Origin of the sequence: Chryseobacterium capnotolerans, from assembly GCF_021278965.1 — a bacterium.
GTDB classification, from domain to species: Bacteria; Bacteroidota; Bacteroidia; order Flavobacteriales; family Weeksellaceae; genus Chryseobacterium; species Chryseobacterium capnotolerans.
Map to the genome: position 1 here is coordinate 3,880,389 of NZ_CP065589.1, position 18,770 is coordinate 3,899,158.

Annotated in this window: 16 protein-coding genes and 2 pseudogenes; 8 read left to right on the forward strand and 10 right to left on the reverse strand. The window is 35.3% G+C overall.

The window, feature by feature from the left end:
- The first annotated feature begins 22 nt into the window (after positions 1-22).
- Both H5J24_RS18590 and recG read left to right on the forward strand, forming a co-directional pair.
- A complete protein-coding gene (locus tag H5J24_RS18590; protein WP_068939782.1) occupies positions 23-556 on the forward strand; it encodes a thioredoxin family protein in 534 nt (177 codons plus the stop codon).
- A 111-nt stretch (positions 557-667) separates the two neighbouring features.
- Positions 668-2,755 (forward strand): annotated as a pseudogene (recG, locus tag H5J24_RS18595) (ATP-dependent DNA helicase RecG).
- A gap of 595 nt (positions 2,756-3,350) precedes the next feature.
- On the opposite strand, the gene H5J24_RS18600 reads toward recG, so the two are convergent.
- The 4 genes from H5J24_RS18600 to dapA form a co-directional block, all read right to left on the reverse strand.
- Complete coding sequence (locus H5J24_RS18600; RefSeq protein WP_068939786.1) at positions 3,351-3,797, reverse strand: response regulator; 447 nt, start codon at positions 3,795-3,797, stop codon at positions 3,351-3,353.
- Entirely contained in the window at positions 3,790-4,371 is a 582-nt protein-coding gene (locus H5J24_RS18605) for a helix-turn-helix domain-containing protein (RefSeq protein WP_068939788.1), read from the reverse strand. The genes H5J24_RS18600 and H5J24_RS18605 overlap by 8 nt, the downstream gene beginning before the upstream one ends.
- A gap of 293 nt (positions 4,372-4,664) precedes the next feature.
- Positions 4,665-5,168 carry a GNAT family N-acetyltransferase gene (locus H5J24_RS18610; protein WP_068939790.1) on the reverse strand — a complete coding sequence of 168 codons (504 nt, stop codon included), beginning with the start codon at positions 5,166-5,168 and terminating at the stop codon, positions 4,665-4,667.
- Between the two features lie 123 nt (positions 5,169-5,291).
- Positions 5,292-6,164 (reverse strand): 4-hydroxy-tetrahydrodipicolinate synthase, encoded by an 873-nt coding sequence (dapA, locus tag H5J24_RS18615; RefSeq protein ID WP_068939791.1) that lies wholly within the window; start codon positions 6,162-6,164, stop codon positions 5,292-5,294.
- Positions 6,165-6,271: 107 nt separating this feature from the next.
- On the opposite strand from dapA, the gene H5J24_RS18620 reads away from it, so the two are divergent.
- From H5J24_RS18620 to recO, 4 genes and pseudogenes are all read left to right on the forward strand, one after another.
- Positions 6,272-7,030: a 5'-nucleotidase C-terminal domain-containing protein gene (locus H5J24_RS18620; protein ID WP_068939792.1), complete on the forward strand. Its 759-nt coding sequence runs from the start codon at positions 6,272-6,274 to the stop codon at positions 7,028-7,030.
- Positions 7,030-7,979, forward strand: a pseudogene (locus H5J24_RS18625) (bifunctional metallophosphatase/5'-nucleotidase). Before H5J24_RS18620 ends, H5J24_RS18625 begins: the two are co-directional and overlap by 1 nt.
- Position 7,980: 1 nt before the next feature.
- Complete coding sequence (gene porZ / locus H5J24_RS18630; RefSeq protein WP_068939796.1) at positions 7,981-10,236, forward strand: type IX secretion system anionic LPS delivery protein PorZ; 2,256 nt, start codon at positions 7,981-7,983, stop codon at positions 10,234-10,236.
- Complete coding sequence (gene recO, locus H5J24_RS18635) at positions 10,236-10,922, forward strand: DNA repair protein RecO (protein ID WP_068939799.1); 687 nt, start codon at positions 10,236-10,238, stop codon at positions 10,920-10,922. Before porZ ends, recO begins: the two co-directional genes overlap by 1 nt.
- A gap of 100 nt (positions 10,923-11,022) precedes the next feature.
- On the opposite strand, the gene H5J24_RS18640 is transcribed toward recO, so the two are convergent.
- The 4 genes from H5J24_RS18640 to H5J24_RS18655 all read right to left on the reverse strand — a co-directional run bounded on the left by H5J24_RS18640 (position 11,023) and on the right by H5J24_RS18655 (position 15,823).
- On the reverse strand, positions 11,023-13,689 hold the full coding sequence (locus tag H5J24_RS18640) for an MGH1-like glycoside hydrolase domain-containing protein (RefSeq protein WP_068939801.1): 2,667 nt from the start codon (positions 13,687-13,689) through the stop codon (positions 11,023-11,025).
- 109 nt (positions 13,690-13,798) lie between these two features.
- The gene (locus H5J24_RS18645; RefSeq protein WP_068939803.1) at positions 13,799-14,608 is read right to left on the reverse strand and encodes a glucose 1-dehydrogenase; all 810 of its coding nucleotides are present in this window, start codon (positions 14,606-14,608) and stop codon (positions 13,799-13,801) included.
- A gap of 72 nt (positions 14,609-14,680) precedes the next feature.
- A complete protein-coding gene (locus H5J24_RS18650) occupies positions 14,681-15,157 on the reverse strand; it encodes a GNAT family N-acetyltransferase (protein WP_068939805.1) in 477 nt (158 codons plus the stop codon).
- Positions 15,158-15,160: 3 nt separating this feature from the next.
- Entirely contained in the window at positions 15,161-15,823 is a 663-nt protein-coding gene (locus H5J24_RS18655; protein WP_232815763.1) for a DUF1684 domain-containing protein, read from the reverse strand.
- 86 nt (positions 15,824-15,909) lie between these two features.
- On the opposite strand from H5J24_RS18655, the gene H5J24_RS18660 reads away from it, so the two are divergent.
- A complete protein-coding gene (locus tag H5J24_RS18660; protein ID WP_232815764.1) occupies positions 15,910-16,107 on the forward strand; it encodes a hypothetical protein in 198 nt (65 codons plus the stop codon).
- Between the two features lie 11 nt (positions 16,108-16,118).
- On the forward strand, positions 16,119-17,489 hold the full coding sequence (locus H5J24_RS18665) for a GMC family oxidoreductase N-terminal domain-containing protein (RefSeq protein ID WP_232815765.1): 1,371 nt from the start codon (positions 16,119-16,121) through the stop codon (positions 17,487-17,489).
- Here the strand turns inward: H5J24_RS18665 and H5J24_RS18670 are convergent.
- Together H5J24_RS18670 and H5J24_RS18675 are read right to left on the reverse strand one after the other, a co-directional pair.
- A complete protein-coding gene (locus tag H5J24_RS18670) occupies positions 17,486-18,352 on the reverse strand; it encodes an AadS family aminoglycoside 6-adenylyltransferase (RefSeq protein ID WP_068939811.1) in 867 nt (288 codons plus the stop codon). The genes H5J24_RS18665 and H5J24_RS18670 overlap by 4 nt on opposite strands.
- 1 nt (position 18,353) lies before the next feature.
- Complete coding sequence (locus tag H5J24_RS18675; protein ID WP_045493119.1) at positions 18,354-18,755, reverse strand: hypothetical protein; 402 nt, start codon at positions 18,753-18,755, stop codon at positions 18,354-18,356.
- Positions 18,756-18,770: the final 15 nt, after the last annotated feature.

The window sequence follows — 18,770 nt, forward strand, 5'->3', positions numbered from 1 at the left end:
ATTTTTACGTAAATATCAAGTTATGAAGAAAATTTTAAGCATAGTTCTCTTATTACTATTAAACTTTAGTTTTGCACAAACTAAATGGATGACTATTGAAGAGGCGCTAAAAGCACAGAAAGAAAATCCTAAAAAGATTCTTATTGATTTTTATGCTGACTGGTGTGGCCCTTGTAAAATTATGGACAAGAATACCTATGGACATCCGGTACTTGCTCAAATATTAAATGAGAATTTCTATCCTGTAAAATTTAATGCAGAAGAAAAGAAAACTATTGAAATTTTTGGAAGAACATTTTCCAATCCTAATACAGAACAGAAAAAAGGACGAAATTCTCTACATGAGTTTACTCAATATATGAATGTAGGTGCTGTTCCAAGTACTGTATTTCTGGATGAACATGGTGACCCCATCACCATTCTTCAGGGAGAGCTATCCGCTAAAGAGCTGGAACCTTACCTGGAACTGATCTCAAAAGATCTTTTTAAAAAGATTCGAACCAGGGAACAGTGGGAAGATTATCAGAAAAAATTCAAATCTAAAATCAAAGATTAATCAGTAATATAACCTAAGACTTTCAATTTTTTTTGGAAGTCTTTTTTATTTTACCGAAATTCGAACCTTTATTTTTCATACAATATTCGATTCCCGAATTTCAGACTATAAATGACTTTAGAAACTTCCATAGAATATGTAAAAGGAATAGGTCCGGAAAGAGCCAAACTCATCAAAAGCGTGTTGGGATTATCCACTGTAGAAGATATGTTGAACTTCTACCCTATCCGTTATCTGGATAAAAGCAAAATCTATAAAGTTTCTCAGCTTCATGAAGAAACCAGTCAGGAAATTCAGTTTAAAGGCAGGATTACCCAGGTTCAGGAAATTCAAACAGGAAAAACCAAGAGATTAACGGCTAAATTCAATGATGATACGGGAAGCATGGATCTTGTATGGTTTCAGTATTCAAAATGGCTGAAAGAGCAGCTTCCTATCAATCGTGAAGTTTATATTTTCGGAAAAATCAATGTTTTTAACCGCCAGTTTTCTATGCCGCATCCTGAAATTGAGGCTGAGGAAAAGAAAGAAGGTGAAACTCGTTTAAAGCCCATTTATCCAAGTTCCGAAAAACTGACAAAAAGGGGACTTAACCAAAGGTTCTTTCAAAATGCTCTAAGAAATATCTGTAAAGAAATTCCTAATCTTATTGAGGAAAACTTTCCGGAATATCTCATGAAAACTTTCAAATTTATGTCAAGGCAGCATGCTTTCCTCAATGTACATTTCCCTAAAGATATGGAACATTTTGACAAGGCTGATTTCAGGCTTAAATTTGAAGAATCTTTCTTTTTTCAATTAGGGTATGGCTTAAAAAAGCTTCATCATAAAACACAATCTTACGGTAATCCGTTTCCTATTATAGGTGATCATTTCAATGATTTCTATGAAAATCACCTTCCGTTTGAACTTACTGGTGCTCAAAAAAGAGTTTTAAAGGAGATCCGGATGGATATGAAAAGGCCCATTCAGATGAACAGGCTTTTGCAGGGAGATGTAGGTTCCGGAAAACGATGGTGGCTTTATTGACTATGCTTATTGCCATGGATAACGGCTTTCAAAGCTGTATGATGGCACCCACTGAAATTCTTGCCCAGCAGCATTATAATGGGATAAAAGATTTACTGGAAAAAACAGGAATCAATGTCCGGTTATTAACTGGCTCTACCAAAATAAAAGAAAGAAGAATTATTCACGAAGAACTGGAAAACGGTACGCTTTCTATTCTGGTAGGAACTCACGCTGTTCTGGAAGACAAGGTTAAGTTCAAAAATCTTGGGTTGTCTATTATTGATGAACAACATAGATTTGGTGTGGCACAAAGAGCTAAGCTTTGGGCTAAAAAATAAGATTCCGCCTCATATTCTTGTGATGACTGCTACTCCTATTCCCAGAACACTCGCGATGAGCTTTTATTCTGATCTGGATGTTTCTGTCATCGATGAAATGCCTGTCGGAAGAAAGCCAATCATCACTGCCCACAGAAGAGAAAAAGACAGATTGTACGTATATAATTTCTGTAAAGATGAGATCAAAAAAGGAAGACAGGTTTATTTTGTCTACCCACTGATTGAAGAGTCTGAAACTCTGGATTACAAAAATCTGATGGAAGGCCTGGAACATGTTATGGATTTCTTCTCTGATTACAACGTTACTATGCTGCATGGAAAAATGAAGCCGGATGAAAAAGATGCTGCTATGGCTTATTTTGCTTCAGGAAAGGCAGAGATTATGGTAGCTACTACCGTAATTGAAGTGGGAGTAAATGTTCCGAATGCTTCTGTAATGGTTATTGAAAGCTCTGAAAGGTTTGGTCTTTCACAGCTTCACCAGCTGAGAGGACGTGTAGGAAGAGGAGCCGAACAGAGTTATTGCATTCTAATGACCTCCGACAAATTATCTAAAGAAAGCAGGACCCGTATCAAAACCATGACTGAAACGAATGACGGCTTTAAAATTTCCGAAGTCGACATGCAGCTACGCGGCCCTGGTGACATTTTAGGAACTCAACAAAGTGGTGTAGTTGATTTTAAAAGGTTGGATCTGGTTAATGATTCGGCGATTATTAAAACGACTAAAAATACGGTTGACAGAATTCTGGAAGCAGATCCTATGCTGGCAAGACAGGATAATCTCATTATTAAAAATTACTACATAAAGTATTATAAAGGGAAAAATAAATGGAGTAAAATTTCATAAAAAAACCGCAGAAAATATTCCTGCGGTCCCCTTATAAAACTGTTATTTAGAAGAAATTACTTTTTAAAGTCTGTTTAAAAAATTTATTTTAATAGCTTATACTTAATATTTTGTGATGTGGTGTGAAAATATCTATATAATATTATTTGAAGATAAGTCATCACTATTAAAATAAATTATAAAAAAACAAAATGAATTATTTTTCCAACTTGCTTATTATAAAAACTAACTGTGTCTAGCGGAGATGAGGGAATGAAACGAATAAAAATATCTCCAACTATTTCGAGTTTTCATGATTGTACCGTTTTGTTTAAAGATCTTCTATGCTTTAAAATTGGAAATGAATATAACTCATTTTGTTTACATCGTGATTTATTTATTGTATGTAGAAACAATTACTTCTCATTCATTTATATCTTATGTATATAATTAAATTTGTGTCACAAGGTTTATATTTACAAATGTCTGAATATTAACTGTCTTCTTTTTTATATTATTTCAACTATTAGTTATAAAATTTTCACTTTAATGTGAATATTATACAATGAATAACATCCCATTTATCTCAAATGGAAAATTTTAAACTATCTATTCATCAAATTTTTAGAATAAAATTATCTTTATTTAATCCTGAAGTATGATACTGCCAATTTATGGTAATAACCTCTGTAAGCACCTTTTTTAAGGTTCCGAAATCAGAAGGCTTTCTTATACAAATATTGTTTCCCTTTACAAAAGTTTCTTCAATTTCATTCTCTGAGATCTCTTCACTATAAATGGCTGTTACCATATTGTTGAACTTTGGATTAGTTTTCAGTTCATCAATGCATTCCATACAATCTTTTCCTGAAATATTGTAATTGATAAAAACGATTTCAGGTATGACGGCATCATTGTTAGTGAGGTACTCCATCAGATTTTTTCCACTACTGAAACATTGAACTTTTATAGAGATTTTCAGCTCTTTAAATATATTTTTAAAAAAAATCAAGGTGTTTTCATCGTTATCTGCTACAATTACGTTCAGAAATTCTTTATTCATACTGCATTTTAGGGTTTATTACCGTACTTTGGGCTCTTCTTCTTTTTCCAATGATCTTTTGAAACTGTGATGGGGTAATTCCTGTTGTATTTTTAAACTGAGTGCTTAAATGTGCCACACTGGAATAATTCAGTTTATTGGCAATTTCAGTAAGACTTTGCTTATTCCTTATGATCAAAGCTTTTGAATATTCAATTTTCTGGAGAATAATAAAATTCTCGATAGAAGTAAAAGCAACCTCAGAAAATAGATTGGAAAGATATCCATAGCTGTGATTCAGTTTTTCAGAAATGTAAATAGATGCCTTCACGGGAATAATCTCTTCAGAGAAGACGAGTTCTACAATTGCATCTTTTATTTTCTGTACCAAAGCTGTTTTCTGGCTTTCTATGATTTCAATACCATAATCACCAAGATTCTTCTTGAAGAGATTATGCTGTTCCTGTGTAAAAGGTTCATAGAACTCCACCTCACCGAAGTTCAGCAACCGGTATTTAAGCCCGTGCTCCTTCAGCTTTTCGTCCAATACCTTTTTACAAAGGGCATTGAAATCAAATTTAACGTACATTTTCATCCTGTATAAGTAAGCCTATTTTTTTAGTAAATATAATAATTTATTTCAAGTAAAAGTGAAATAGAAAATATTTTTTTAACATAATATATATACGCAAAAACTCCTGCATTCGAAAACACAGGAATTTAAACACTAAGGATGAAAAAAATATACTGATAAAAAGCTATGTCAGCTCAAAACCAAGCATATGAATGTATTATATATAAGTGATTTGGTTCTGGAACAAAGATGATTCAAAAAAAGAAATCACCCGTTATAGAATTACAGGATAAAGTTACAAAATTTTAAGTCAATTATTCGTGAATTAGAAACTCCATTAAAAAATCATCCATCACAAAACCGTTTCCAATATCAAAAACACCTTCACCATAAACCTTGTATCCTTGGGATTCGTAGAAGTTTCTGGCAGCATTATGTTTGTTGACATTAAGGATAATTCTCTTATTCCCGTTCTCGGAAACTTTCTCATTTAAAAACAGAAGAGCCCCTTTCCCAAATCCCTTTCCTTTACTTTCAGGAACCAAATAAATACGGTGCAGTTTTGTAGTCTGATCTTCATAATTATGCTCATACCCAATAAATCCTTCATAAGATTGGGTATTATTATCTTCAATCAAATAATAATGATAATTGGGATTCTGAAGCTGACTTTCAATTTCCTGTTCCGAATACATTTCTGAGAGCATATACTCCATTTGTTCATTGGAAAGGATCTCTGCATATGCATTTTCCCAAGACCTTCTTGCCAGATCCTGAATAAGAGGAATATCTTTCCCTGTCGCTTTTATTAATTTCATATTTTTTGTATTATGATTAAAAAAAGTGAAAAGTCTGAACTTTTCACTTTTTATATTTGATTAATGATTATTTTCGTTAAGCCATTGAGTATAAAAGACCTCAATCCTTAACTTATTCATCTATTAAATGTTTGCCATTTCAGCTTTAATTTTTCCATAAAGCCCTTCTGATGCCTGAACTAATGGAAGTCTCAGATAATTCTTGATAATTCCTTTTTCTGCTAATACAACTTTAATCCCACAAGGATTACCTTCTGCAAAAATCAAACGGGTAATATCAACCAATTTGTTGTGAATTTCATAAGCTTCTTTTACCTTACCTTCCAAAGCCAATTGTACCATGGTAGAGAATTCTTTTGGATATCCCTGCCCGATTACAGAAATTACGCCATTACCACCTGCCAATGTTACAGGAAGAGTAAATTCATCATCTCCGGATACTAATGAAAAACCTTCCGGTTTCTTTCTAAGAATATCAAAATACTGTAAGATATTAGATGATGCTTCTTTAATCATGAATAGATTTGGAAATTCTTTTGCAAGACGGATTGTAGTATCCGCATCAACATTTTGTCCTGTTCTGGATGGAACATTATAGATGATAATATTTTTCCCTGTAGAAGCTAGCACTTTATAATGCTGATAAAGACCTTCCTGATTAGGTTTATTGTAATATGGAGATACAGAAAGTACTGCTTCAAACGCAGAAAGATCTGCTTCTTCAATCTGTTTCTTAACCTCAAGAGTATTGTTACCGCCTATTCCTAATACTAAAGGAAGACGTTTATTATTCACCTTAATGATATGCTCAATTACCTGTTTCTTCTCTTCATCAGAAAGCGTTGCAGCCTCAGCTGTAGTTCCCAATACTACCAAATAATTGGTTCCGTTTTCAATATTATATTCAACAAGTTTTGTTAAACTGTCGAAATCAACGGATAAATCTTCATTAAAGGGTGTTACCAGCGCAACACCTACTCCTTTTAAAATGCTCATCTGTTCGAATTATTTTTGCCAAATTTAATCATTTACAATAAGAATTTGTAATAAATAATAATGTTTTATTATACATATAGTTATATTTGCATATACTAAAAGATATTATGAAAAATAAATTCTTGTTACTAGGAATTGCTCTGGCATCTCTTACTGCATGCAAAACGGCTTCTGCGCCGCAACTTGCGACTGTAAAGACCCAGAAAAATATTTCTATTAATAATGAGCTAAAGAATGATGAGGAATTTGTAAAATTTATCGAACCTTATAAGCAGAAATTGGATAAAGAGATGAACCAAAAGATCTCTCACACCAATACAGACCTTACCAAGCAGGGGGATAACAGCAATCTGGGAAATCTTTTAGCAGATTACACCCTTGAAGGTGGTGATGAATGGACAAAAATTCATCTTAAACAAAATGTTGACGCTGCATTAATCAATATTGGAGGAATCCGTACTACGATTGGGAAAGGTGATATTATGCTGAAAAACCTTTTTGAGGTAATGCCTTTCGAAAATGAATTGATTATTGTAAAAATGAAAGGTTCAGACCTATCCGGACTTTTTGAATATTATGCCAAAACGCAGGTCAACAATCCTGTTTCTCATTTATATATTGAAACCAAAAACGGACAATTATCTAAATCTTTAATTAATGGAAAAGAAGTAGATCCTAACAAAGATTACTATATTGCCACTTCAGATTATCTGGCTTTAGGTGGTGATAATATGAAATTCTTTTCAAAAGGAGAAGCTATTCCTACAGGAGTTAAACTTAGAGATTTATACATCGATTATTTCAAGAAAAATCCTGAGATTGTTTCTCCTACAGATGTTCGTCTAAATTTTATTGGTAAAAAGTAATGGATAGAAAAAGTTTTTTAAAGGCAATAGGTGGTGGATCTTTAGCAATGGCTTTAGCTCCTAATATGATGATGGCGGAAGAATTAAAAATTCTTAACTTAAAATCCGCAAATAAGCTAACGATTCTTCATACTAATGACCAACATAGCAGAATAGAACCATTCGATGCAAGCTATACAAAAAATCCTAATCAGGGTGGCTTTGCAAGAAGAGCAAGCTTAATTCAGCAAATCAGAAACCAGGAAAGCAATGTACTTCTTCTTGATTCTGGAGATATTTTCCAGGGAACACCTTATTTCAACTTTTTTGGTGGTGAACTGGAATTCAAATTAATGTCCATGATGAAGTATGATGCTTCTACGATGGGAAATCATGATTTTGATAACGGACTTGAAGGATTTTTAAAGGTTCTTCCGAATGCGAAGTTTCCATTCATCTGTTCAAATTACGATTTTAAGAATACGATTCTGGATGGAAAAACATCTCCTTATAAGATTTTCAACAAAAACGGAATTAAGGTTGGGATCTTTGGAGTAGGAATCCAGTTAGATGGACTTGTAGGTAAGAAGCAGTATGCAGAAACCGTTTATTCTAATCCTATTGATGTAGCACAGCATTATTCAAACTTTTTGAAAAAGATCAGCAATGTGATCTTGTCATTTGCCTTTCACACATTGGATATGATTACAAAGATGAACCTAACAAAGTAAGTGATAAAATTTTAGCAGCCAGCACAGAAAATATTGATATCATTCTGGGCGGCCATACTCATACATTCTTACCAGAACCTCAGACATATACCAACAGACAAGGCAAAAACGTTCTTGTTAATCAGGTAGGATGGGCAGGACTTCTTTTAGGTAGAATAGATTTTTATTTTGATACAAACAAAAACGTACAGCATATTTCCTGGAACAACCAGGCAATAGACAGCAGCATAATAGCATAACATGAAAAAACTCTCTCTAATTTCTCTTGGTATTTTAGCCTCCCTGCAGTTTACAAAAGCTCAGGTCATTTCATCAAAAAAATGGGCAGATCTATTTTCCTACAATAATGTCTTAGCTATGAAGGAAGACAACGGACGAATAGTGGCTGCCACAGAAAACGGAATATTTTATTATACCATATCAACAGGAGAAATTACGAAGTTATCTAAAGCCACTGGTCTCCACAATATAGGAATAACAGCTTTTGATTATGATCCTAAAAGTAAAACAGCGGTTATTGGTTATGTAAACGGAGCCATAGATGTAGTGACCCCTAATGAGGTTAAATATATTGTTGATATTCCTATTGCGACTGGTTATAATGGAAATAAGAAAATCAATCACATCTCTATCACAGGAGATAGAGCTACAATTTCTGTAGGCTACGGAGTATCCATTTTTAATATAAAAAAGAAAGAATTTGCAGACTCTGTATTTTTTCTAACCGGAGGAACATTTGAAGCAAGTAATGAAGCTACCATATTCGGAAATAAAGTGTATTCTGTAACAAATTCAGGGTTGAAGAGCCATGAAATCAACAATACTTTTCCGGCTTATTCTACTTGGGTTACAGAGATTCCCGGAAACTTCAAGCATATTGATTCCGAATCGGAATTAGCATTTTCATCTACTACTGCCGCATTCGTCTATAATAATGGAGCCCCTATTCAGCTGCCTGTGAGTCTTGGAAATATTCAGGATATTGTAGTTACTGAAAATAATGTTGTAGTTACTGACAGCAGGGTCTATACATTTGGTCTGAACGGGACCAATATGAATGCTGTAGATTTCGGAGAGCAATGTAACACTGCTACAATGGCTGGCGGAAAATTATTTGGCGGAACCGTACTATCAGGAATAAAGGATGAAAGCAATCATAATTATAAACCATCCGGACCAGAATTTAATTTTGCCTATAAAATAAATATATACGATAATAATCAGTTATTAATTTCCACCGGAGCTAGAGCTGAAAGATACAATACACCAGTCATTAACCCTAAAAGACCTGGATTCTATTACTTTAATGGTACAGAGTGGATTTATCCTTCTTACTTTAAAACTTTTACAGGAACTCTCAATGTATTGGATGCCATTCTTAATCCTCTTGATAATAGTGAGGTTCTTTTTGCAAACTATGCAACAGATGTTCAAGGAATTTATAAACTTAAATATAATGCTGCCAATAAAGACTTTGACTTTGCAAAACGTTATTCAGTACAAGCTACTCCTGGGCAAAGACGAGCAGTAGGTCTTACAACTGATACCCAAAACAATATCTTTGCTGTATTTTCATTTAATGACGGAGGTCCTGCTGTAGCTGTATATGATAAGGCTAAGGATGATTTCAATCTAAAAGTTTCTAATTTTAAAAGTGCATCCGTACAAAAGCCTATCGTTTATGAAAATATGTTATGGATCCCTTTATCCAGGTCAAATGCTTTTTGGGTATATGATTATAAAGATGCACTTAACTTTTCCGATGATAACGATTATATATTAGTTGAAAAAAATGGGTTTCCTACAACTGCTTCCGGAACATTATCTGTAGCTGCCGACAAGTCTGGTGACGTATGGATTAGTACAGACAAAGGAGTAAGAGTTTTATCGAATGCTGCTGCTGAAATAAAAACTCCTGAACCTAAGGTTAACCCTATTATTATTGAGCAAAACGGGATTGGCGAAGAGCTTTTCAGAGATTCCAGTATTCTTCAGATAGAAACAGACGGAGGAAATTATAAATGGGTTTCCGTAGATGGAGGGGGTGTATACTACCTTTCTGCAGATGGTCAAAGGACTATAAAGCATTTTACCATGGAAAACTCTCCTCTTCCAACCAATAGCGTTACTGATATAAAAGTAGATAAAAAAACAGGAAAAGTATATTTTGTAACCTATAACGGTATTGTAACTTATCAGGGAGATATCACAGATGTAACTTCCAACTTTGGAGATGTAATAGTCTATCCTAATCCTGTAGTTTACTCCAATTTCAAAGGGAAAGTTACAATTAAAGGATTGGCAGAGAAAACCAATATAAGAATCGTTGATGCTGCTGGAAATGTTGTACATTCTGCAGTAGCACGAGGGGGAGCCTATGAATGGGATCTTAACAATCAACGCGGTGCCAGAGTGGCATCAGGAATTTACTTTGTACTCATGACCAATGAAGACGGTTCTGATAAAGCGACAGCCAAAATAGGCGTAGTCAATTAATGAATACACAAAACGGTTTTTTACTTTCATTCATCAAATATGGGGAAAATGATGCTGTATTGCATTGTTTTACTGAGGAGGATGGTTTTCAGTCTTATTTTCTGAAAGGAATTTATTCCCGAAAAAATAAAAAGAAAGCCTTCCTGCAGCCCTTGAATAAACTGAATTTCTCCCTCAGCCCTGTAAGAGGCAGCGGCATAGCTACCATCTCAAAATTTGAATTGGTAAAAGGAAATGATGCTTATGCTGATATCAAAGCTGGTACTGTCATATTCTTTATTGCAGACTTCCTGAATCAGATCCTAAAACTTGAAAACAAAAACCTTACTATTTTCTCCAGTATAGAAAGATTTATTACTGAACTGGAACAGCAAAACTATCAGTGTCATTTACTGTTTTTACTTGTTATACTAAAAGTACAGGGTGTAGCCCCTTTAATAGGTGAAGGAAATTTTTTAGATCCGGAAACCGGAACTTTTTCCACAAATTCTGCACACCAGTTATTCAGTGAAGAAATTTCCATGATTTGGAAAAAGATCCTGACTACCGAAAATCTTTATAGTGTAAAGATACATTCATCTCTGAGAAAAGATTTTCTTGACAGCATTTTGGTATACTATCACTATCATATTACCGATTTTAAAAACCCGGCATCATTAGAAGTAATACAGCAGATATTCGAATAAATTAAAAGAGATAAACAGTGCTTGGCAAGGCTTAAAAAACAGATGTAATAGTTCTATTTATTGTTTTGTTTTTTGCCTCTGTATTTGCTAAGTAACCTTTTTAGTTTCTTTTCTCTTCAGCATCTTCAGGCATTTCCGTTTCAGATTCGGCAATCTCTTTCTTAATAAACCTTGGTTGGAGAATTTTTGCAATAAGGCCTGTCCACCCTGTTTGATGAGAAGCCCCTACCCCACGGCCATTGTCACCATGAAAATATTCGTAGAACAAAATATAATCCTTAAAATCGGGATCAGTTTGAAATTTCTCATATTGTCCATGTACAGGTCGTTTCCCGTCATTGTCCTTTAAAAATATCTTTGCTAATCGTTTATTCAAAGAATCTGCTATCTGATCTAAGCTTGAATAATTTCCACTTCCAGTAGGATATTCAACTAAAAAATCAGGACTGTAGTAGAAGAAAAACCGCTGGAGACTATCAATAATCAAAAAGTTGATAGGAAACCAAATCGGCCCTCGCCAATTGCTATTCCCACCAAACAATCCACTGTCGCTTTCTGCTGGAGTATATTTCACACAATAATCAGTTTCATTGAGATTCAATGTATAAGGATTTTTCTCATATTCCTTGGAAAGAGCTCTTACTCCATAGTCACTTAAAAATTCTTCAGGATTTAGCATTCTTGCCAGCAGTCTTTTTAACCGATGGCCCCGCAGCAGGGATAAAAGGTGTTTGGAATCCTGCCCTTTCACTTCCCATCTTGAAACCAGCGCTGCCAGTTCCGGTTTGTTATCCAGTACCCATTTCATTCTTTTTTTAAAATTCGGCAGGTTTTCAATCATTTCATCATCTATTACTTCTACAGCGAACATGGGGATTAATCCTACAATAGTTCTTAACCGTAAATACATATGAGTTCCATCACTGGAAGCAATGGCATCATAGAAAAATTCATCTTCCTCATCCCAAAGGCTGAAATTTTCATCTCCCATATTATCCAGTGAATTGGCGATGGCAAGAAAATGTTCAAAAAACTTCATTGCCATTTCTTCATATACGTTATTATACTGAGCAAGTTCCAACGCAATCCGCATCATATTTAATGCAAACATAGCCATCCAGCTTGTCCCATCTGATTGCTCCAGCTGCTCTCCATTGGGTAAAGTAGAATTCCGATCAAAAACACCAATATTATCAAGTCCCAGGAAGCCGCCTTCAAAGATATTGTTCCCATTGATATCCTTTTTATTTACCCACCAGGTAAAATTCATCAACAGTTTCTGAAATGCGCTTTCCAAAAACTCCAGATCAGGTTTTTCCTTTAAATATTCATCAATTTTAAATACTCTGAAAACTGCCCAGGCATGTACCGGAGGGTTCACATCACTAAGATTCCATTCATAAGCCGGAAGCTGTCCGTTAGGGTGCATATACCATTCAAAAAGAAAAAGCTTCAGCTGATGCTTGGCAAAATCCGGGTCAATCAGTGAAAAACTGATGGTATGAAAAGCCAGATCCCAGGTGGCATACCACGGATACTCCCATTTATCGGGCATGGAAACAATATGCTCATTATTGAGATGCTTCCAGTCATAATTCCTTATTTTTTCACGGGATTTAGGAGGGGGCATTTCTGCCGGATCACCTTTCAGCCATTTCTCAACATTGTAATGGTAAAACATTTTATTCCAAAGCATCCCTGCAAATGCTTGTCTTTGTACTAATTTTTCATCATCCGACTGAATTCCTTTCTGAATTTCTCCATAAAACTCATCCGCTTCTTTATGCCGTTCTTCAAAAATAGATTCAAAGTCATCGAAGGGTTCTTTTAATTCCTTATCTGTAAGCCTGAATTCATATATTTTAGACTCTTTAGCCTTAAAATGGTCATCAATAAAAAATGAAGCTTTTGTTCCTGTATTTTTAGGGTTAATTGCCTGAGAATTTCCCGTCAGTACAAAGTCATTAATTCCATCCTTACAATATCTTGACTCGTTGGAAGACTGATAAAGCCTTTGGTTATTGGTCTCATTATTACAAAACAGTGTTTTTAAAGATTGCTTTGCATATATATTCTTCACTTCAATATCCTGATGATTTACCCTGATGTGAGTGGCTTCTTCAGCAGACAATTGAGGCTTATAGTCATCATATCCCCAATTCCAGGTGTTTCTGAACCAGGCTGTAGGTAAAATGACAAGATCTGCCTCCTTCTCTGCTTTATTAATGATTGTTAATCTGACAAGAATATCATGCTGGTTTTCCTTAGCATACTCAATAAAAATATCGAAATATTCATTATGCTCAAGGATTCCGGTATCAATTAATTCATATTCAGGTTCGTCTTTACTTCTCTTTGCATTGGTTTTAATTAAATCATCATAAGGAAAGGCATTTTGAGGATATTTATACAACATCTTCATATAGGAATGAGTAGGCGTGGAGTCCAGGTAATAAAAATATTCCTTGACATCCTCTCCATGATTCCCCTGCCCATTGGTAAGGCCAAAGAATCGTTCCTTTACCATTTGATCTTTCTTATTCCAGAATCCAACAGAGAATACAAGTTTCTGAAGATCATCACAGATGCCACAGATACCTTCCTCACCCCATCGGTAGGTTTTGGCTTCTGCTGTATCATGGCTGGTATAATTCCAGGCATCACCATTTTCACTATAATCTTCACGAACAAGCCCCCATTCACGATTGCTTACATAAGGCCCCCATTTTTTCCATGAAACATCTGAAACTCTTTGTTTTTCTGACATAAGTGTTAATTATGAGTAATAACTAATGAATAATAAGCAATGAGTAACAGCTTGTAAAACGTATTCACAATAACAGTCCTCAAACTTTAAACTTTAAACCTTTGAACCATCACCCGCCCGTAGAGAAACTCTCAAACGTTGTCATTCCACCATCAACAAAAATGCTGGTTCCTGTAATATAGTCTGCAAGATCACTGGCAAGAAATGCTGCCAGATTTCCTATGTCCTGCGGCTGCCCAATTCTGTTATACGGAATAAGAGTAAGAAGTGAATTAAGTGCTTCCTGCGTACTCCACGCATTTTGATTGATAGGGGTTTGAATAGCTCCCGGGCAAATAGAATTAACGCGGATCTTATCTGCACCATATTCCTGGGCTAATGTCTGCATCAACATTCTGACACCCCCTTTACTGGATGCATAATTAGCATGTCCCGCCCATGGAATAATCTCATGAACAGAACTGATATGGATAATCTTCCCACAGGCTATGGAACGGGACGGATCTATTCCCCGGCGAAGAAATTCTTTGACAGCTTCTCTTGCGCAAAGAAATTGACCGGTAAGATTCACTCCTATTACCGCATTCCATTGGTCCAAAGTCATTTCAGTAAACTTAGCATCCTTTTGGATTCCGGCATTGTTTACCAAAATATCTACCGTTCCAAATTTTGAGACAACATCCTGGAACATCTGAATCACCTGACCCTCCTGTGAAACATCACATTGATAGGTTATTCCCTGCCCGCCAGCATCTGTAATCTCTTTCAATACTGATTTTGCTTCATCCTGAGATCTTGGTGAAGAATGATTGACAATAACAATTGCCCCTGCTGAAGCTAATGATTTTGCAATACCGGAGCCTATTCCACTAGAGGCACCTGTAACCACTGCAACCTGGTTGTGAAGTGATATTTCCATAGTTGTAAATTGATGTTACTCAAAGTTATGGAAACAAATCAGCAGTAAAAAAATTATGATTTTAAAATTTTATTAAAGTTTTTTATACATCAGGTATTGCGGACCACTCCTTCCAATTCTGGTTTTACCTTCATAAATATATCCTGCTTTCAGATAAATGTGATACGCCGAATCATTTTTCTGGTTAACACCCAAAACAATTTCATCGCAATCCTTAAAATTTTTTCTTACAAAATCATCTACCTGAATCATTGCTGCTTTCCCGATTCCTTTACCCTGCACATCAGGATTTACCGATAAAGATCTTACCAACACAGAATTTTCATTATCCGTCAATTCAAATTTATCTTTTCCAAAGTCAAGAACAAAAAATCCTACCGGAACAAAATTTTCCAGAATTGTAATGGGATATGCGTCATGATCATCTCTTTTCTCAATATTTTCTAAAGCCTGATTAGGAGAGGCTGTAAAACGCAGCTGATTGTCGTCTAAACTATAGCTAACATCCGAAAGATGCTCATCTGATTTAAAAAATTCTAAACTTACCATAATTTAATGATGATAAATATCTTCATACATTACCCCTGCCCGTATTTCCACGGGAAGTTTATTTTCTTCAGGGACAATAGGACAATTATAATCGTAGGCATTATAAGCACAGAACGGGTGATAAGATTTGTTAAAATCCAGAACAATGGTCTTTCCTTTTGGGACTTTCAAATCCATATATTTTCCACCTCCATAGGTTTCTTTCTCGTTGGTCGCATCACGGAAAGGCAGAAAAAGGTAGTCTTTATATTGATCTTGTTTAATAAGATCCAGACTTTGATATAGTGTTAAGGTATAAGACTTTCCATCCAGTTCAAATGTTGCCTTTCCATATTCTTTATAAGATTTTGTTTTACCCGAAGATGTTGGCAGCTCAAAAGGCTGTGCATCTTTAGTTCTTACAAATTTTGCTGTTACGCGATACTTCAGGTCAAAAGGGAAAAATGGATGTCCTTTAAAATTTTTGAAATTATCTCCTCGTAAAGGTGTTTCTTTTGGATCCAGGTATTCTTTATCAAGATCTTTTTGAAATTTTTTGATTTCCATAACCTCCCGGGAAACCATTTTTTGCGAAAAGGCTAATAAGGGTAAAAGAAAAAGATCAATATATATTTTTTCATGAACTGTAAAATTATAAGTAAAACTAAGAATTTTCCTTCGTTTCAAAAGTTAAAATTCTAATAAAAAGTATAATCTGTTTTAAATAAAGTAAGTTTCTCCGGGTCTAGCATACTTTTTGAGCAGCAATGCCCATGGATAGAAAGAAATTCATCAAAACAAGCATGCTTGCCATCTCAGGTTTTTATTTTCTACAATCAGATCTTTTTCGGGCCGCTGAACGAAGAACCACTACGATAAAAGAAACCGTTGATGCTCCCATTATTATCATCGGGAGCGGGTATGGCGGTGCTGTTTCTGCCTTACGTCTGTGTGAAGCCGGAAAAAAGTAATATTGCTTGAAATGGGCCTTAACTGGGAAAAAGCCGGGATTCCATTTTCCAATCTCTTAAAGCCGGGAAAAAGTTCAGCCTGGTTAAAAAAGAAAACAATAGCTCCTTTTATGAATATCTTTTCCTTAACACCTTTCACTGGAACATTAGACCGAATGGATTTTGACAATATTAATATTTGGATGGGAAGAGGAGTTGGAGGAGGATCATTAGTGAACGGAGGAATGGCCGTAACTCCCAAAGAAAGTTACTTCAGAGAGGTTTTCCCCAATCTTGATGCTGAAAAGTTTTACAATCATTACTTCCCTCTGGTACGTGAAGAACTCAAAGTAAATGTTATTGATGAACAGTTTCTAAAAGAATGTCCTTATTATAAATTCACAAGAGTAGGTGAAGAAGAGGCTCACAAGGCAGGATTCAAGACCATGCGGGTTCCTAATGTGTATGATTTTAAATACATGGAAAAGGAATATTTAAATGAAGTTCCCCGTTCCGCTCTCAATACTGAGGTCATCTATGGAAATAATCATGGAAAAAACAGTTTAGATAAAACTTACCTGAAAAAGGCATTGGAAACCGGGAATCTCGAAATACTGGATCTTCATTGTGTAGATCATATTAAGCTTAATGATGATAAAAGCTATACATTAAATGTTCAGCAAATTGATACCTCCGGAAGTGTAGTTGCAGACAAGGTTTTTAATTGTAAAAAACTGATTCTTTCTGCTGGAACAATGGGAACATTACAACTGCTGTTTCATTCCAATGCTCTCAATCACTTTCCTGTTCATGAAAACATTGGCAAAAATTGGGGAAACAACGGTAATTTCATGACCGGAAGAAACTGGGTAAAACCGTTATCAGGCGGAACAGGTTCAAAACAATCTACCATTCCGGTAGGCGGAATTGATAATTGGGAGGATAAAGAACATCCTTTTTTCACAGAAATTGCTCCTTTACCGATGGGAATGGATGTTGCCACAGCGTTATATCTGCTGATTAACAGAGTCGATAAAAAAGGAGAAGTAGGTTATGATAAAACCACCCAAAAGATTAGATTGAACTGGGATGAAAGTCATACCTCTAAAATGAGGGAAAATGCCAAATTTTTTATCCGAAAAATGAATAAAGCAAATGGAGGAACCAGAAGCCACTTTCTGTTCAACAATGGTTTTGGAGCTGATATTTGTTATCATCCTCTTGGCGGATGTGTATTAGGTGAAGCAACCAATGAGTTTGGAAAGCTAAAGGATCATGAACATCTCTATGTATTGGATGGATCCTTAATTCCCGGAACCATTGGAGTCAATCCGTTTGTGACCATTACAGCTATTGCAGAATATTGTATTGAAAATCTGATCCGTCAGGATGAATTTGCCTAAGGTAGCGCCTTTACTTCTACAAGATAATTTCGGATGTCTTTTTCATGTTGAAAAGGGTATTCAAAATCTAGCTTTTCAGCCAAAACAGTTCCCAATTCGTGAACAAGATCAGCGAAAACAAATAAAGCAGTCCAGTTTTCTTCAATATTACTTCCTGAAAAGGTAGCTTCCACTCTGCTCCATTGTTCTTCTGAGAGATATTTTTTGAAGAGCCTTCCATGTTTGTTTGTGGTTATGTTATTCCATTCATGAGAGCCAGCAATATACCATTCGATTAAAGGAACCAGATAATCTGTTCTCAATATATCTTCCGACATGAATTTAGCATAGAAAATATCACCTCGCTTAAGGCATTTTGCTACATAAGTCGTATCCCACCAGAAGTCATTTAATAACTGATTAAATTTCTTCTCCGTAGGTTGATGAATCATAATCGTTTGATAAGTTGGGGGTTTCAAATCCTTTGTCAGCCCATCTTTATCCACTAAAACCTTATATCCCAGATCCCAATCATCCGGAAGTACTTCTGCACAGATTTCTTCAGAGAATTCCTTTACCTGATAAAGCTTAAAGTCAACCTTTATATGATCTCTGTACAACACCATCTTCATCGCATGTTTTCCATCAAAAACAGTATCATCTTCTTCCACCATGGAAATCGGTTCTCCGAAAAGCCTAAGCCATTCATGACTGTCTTCGTAAATAGGCCTGTTTTCAAAAACCAACTCTACATCAAGGTCACTAAAATGATCTACCGGAGCATATGGATTTACCAATGAACTGGTTAAAAGAACAGCTCTGATATCCGGATTGTTTTCTGCCCAGTGAATGATTTGTTCCAGTTTCTCCTCCCTTACCTTCATGTTAATATGATTCTGATATTTTCACACGATATACATCGGAAGAATTTCTTTTAATAGACTCTACAAAGAAACCACCTTCTTCAGGAATAACTTCTTTAAGATCGAAACTTTTACAATCTTTTGGCAGCCCTGAAAAGATTAAAGTAAACCAAAAATCCTGCATAAAAGGAACAGGCGTCCAATAGGGAGAAATCGAAATATTCTCCGCATGAATCATTTTGCTTCTATGCTCAGATTGGTTATCAAAAAGATAGGTTGAATGCCAGATTCTGATTAAATTTCCTAAAAATGGTGATGCAGGAAAACAACAATGTACAATCACCTGCTTCTCTTCTTCTATTTTTGTCTGAAGAGATTCAAGAAGTTCTTTTGCAATAACCGGCTTTATAACAATTTCTTCCACCTTTTATCAGTAATA

What these genes read in the sequence shown, in the direction of transcription:
- H5J24_RS18590 (WP_068939782.1), top strand. Translation starts at nt 23, where the DNA reads ATGAAGAAAATTTTAAGCATAGTTCTCTTATTACTATTAAACTTTAGT.
- H5J24_RS18600 (WP_068939786.1), bottom strand. Translation starts at nt 3,797, where the DNA reads ATGAATAAAGAATTTCTGAACGTAATTGTAGCAGATAACGATGAAAAC.
- H5J24_RS18605 (WP_068939788.1), bottom strand. Translation starts at nt 4,371, where the DNA reads ATGAAAATGTACGTTAAATTTGATTTCAATGCCCTTTGTAAAAAGGTA.
- H5J24_RS18610 (WP_068939790.1), bottom strand. Translation starts at nt 5,168, where the DNA reads ATGAAATTAATAAAAGCGACAGGGAAAGATATTCCTCTTATTCAGGAT.
- dapA (WP_068939791.1), bottom strand. Translation starts at nt 6,164, where the DNA reads ATGAGCATTTTAAAAGGAGTAGGTGTTGCGCTGGTAACACCCTTTAAT.
- H5J24_RS18620 (WP_068939792.1), top strand. Translation starts at nt 6,272, where the DNA reads ATGAAAAATAAATTCTTGTTACTAGGAATTGCTCTGGCATCTCTTACT.
- porZ (WP_068939796.1), top strand. Translation starts at nt 7,981, where the DNA reads ATGAAAAAACTCTCTCTAATTTCTCTTGGTATTTTAGCCTCCCTGCAG.
- recO (WP_068939799.1), top strand. Translation starts at nt 10,236, where the DNA reads ATGAATACACAAAACGGTTTTTTACTTTCATTCATCAAATATGGGGAA.
- H5J24_RS18640 (WP_068939801.1), bottom strand. Translation starts at nt 13,689, where the DNA reads ATGTCAGAAAAACAAAGAGTTTCAGATGTTTCATGGAAAAAATGGGGG.
- H5J24_RS18645 (WP_068939803.1), bottom strand. Translation starts at nt 14,608, where the DNA reads ATGGAAATATCACTTCACAACCAGGTTGCAGTGGTTACAGGTGCCTCT.
- H5J24_RS18650 (WP_068939805.1), bottom strand. Translation starts at nt 15,157, where the DNA reads ATGGTAAGTTTAGAATTTTTTAAATCAGATGAGCATCTTTCGGATGTT.
- H5J24_RS18660 (WP_232815764.1), top strand. Translation starts at nt 15,910, where the DNA reads ATGGATAGAAAGAAATTCATCAAAACAAGCATGCTTGCCATCTCAGGT.
- H5J24_RS18665 (WP_232815765.1), top strand. Translation starts at nt 16,119, where the DNA reads ATGGGCCTTAACTGGGAAAAAGCCGGGATTCCATTTTCCAATCTCTTA.
- H5J24_RS18670 (WP_068939811.1), bottom strand. Translation starts at nt 18,352, where the DNA reads ATGAAGGTAAGGGAGGAGAAACTGGAACAAATCATTCACTGGGCAGAA.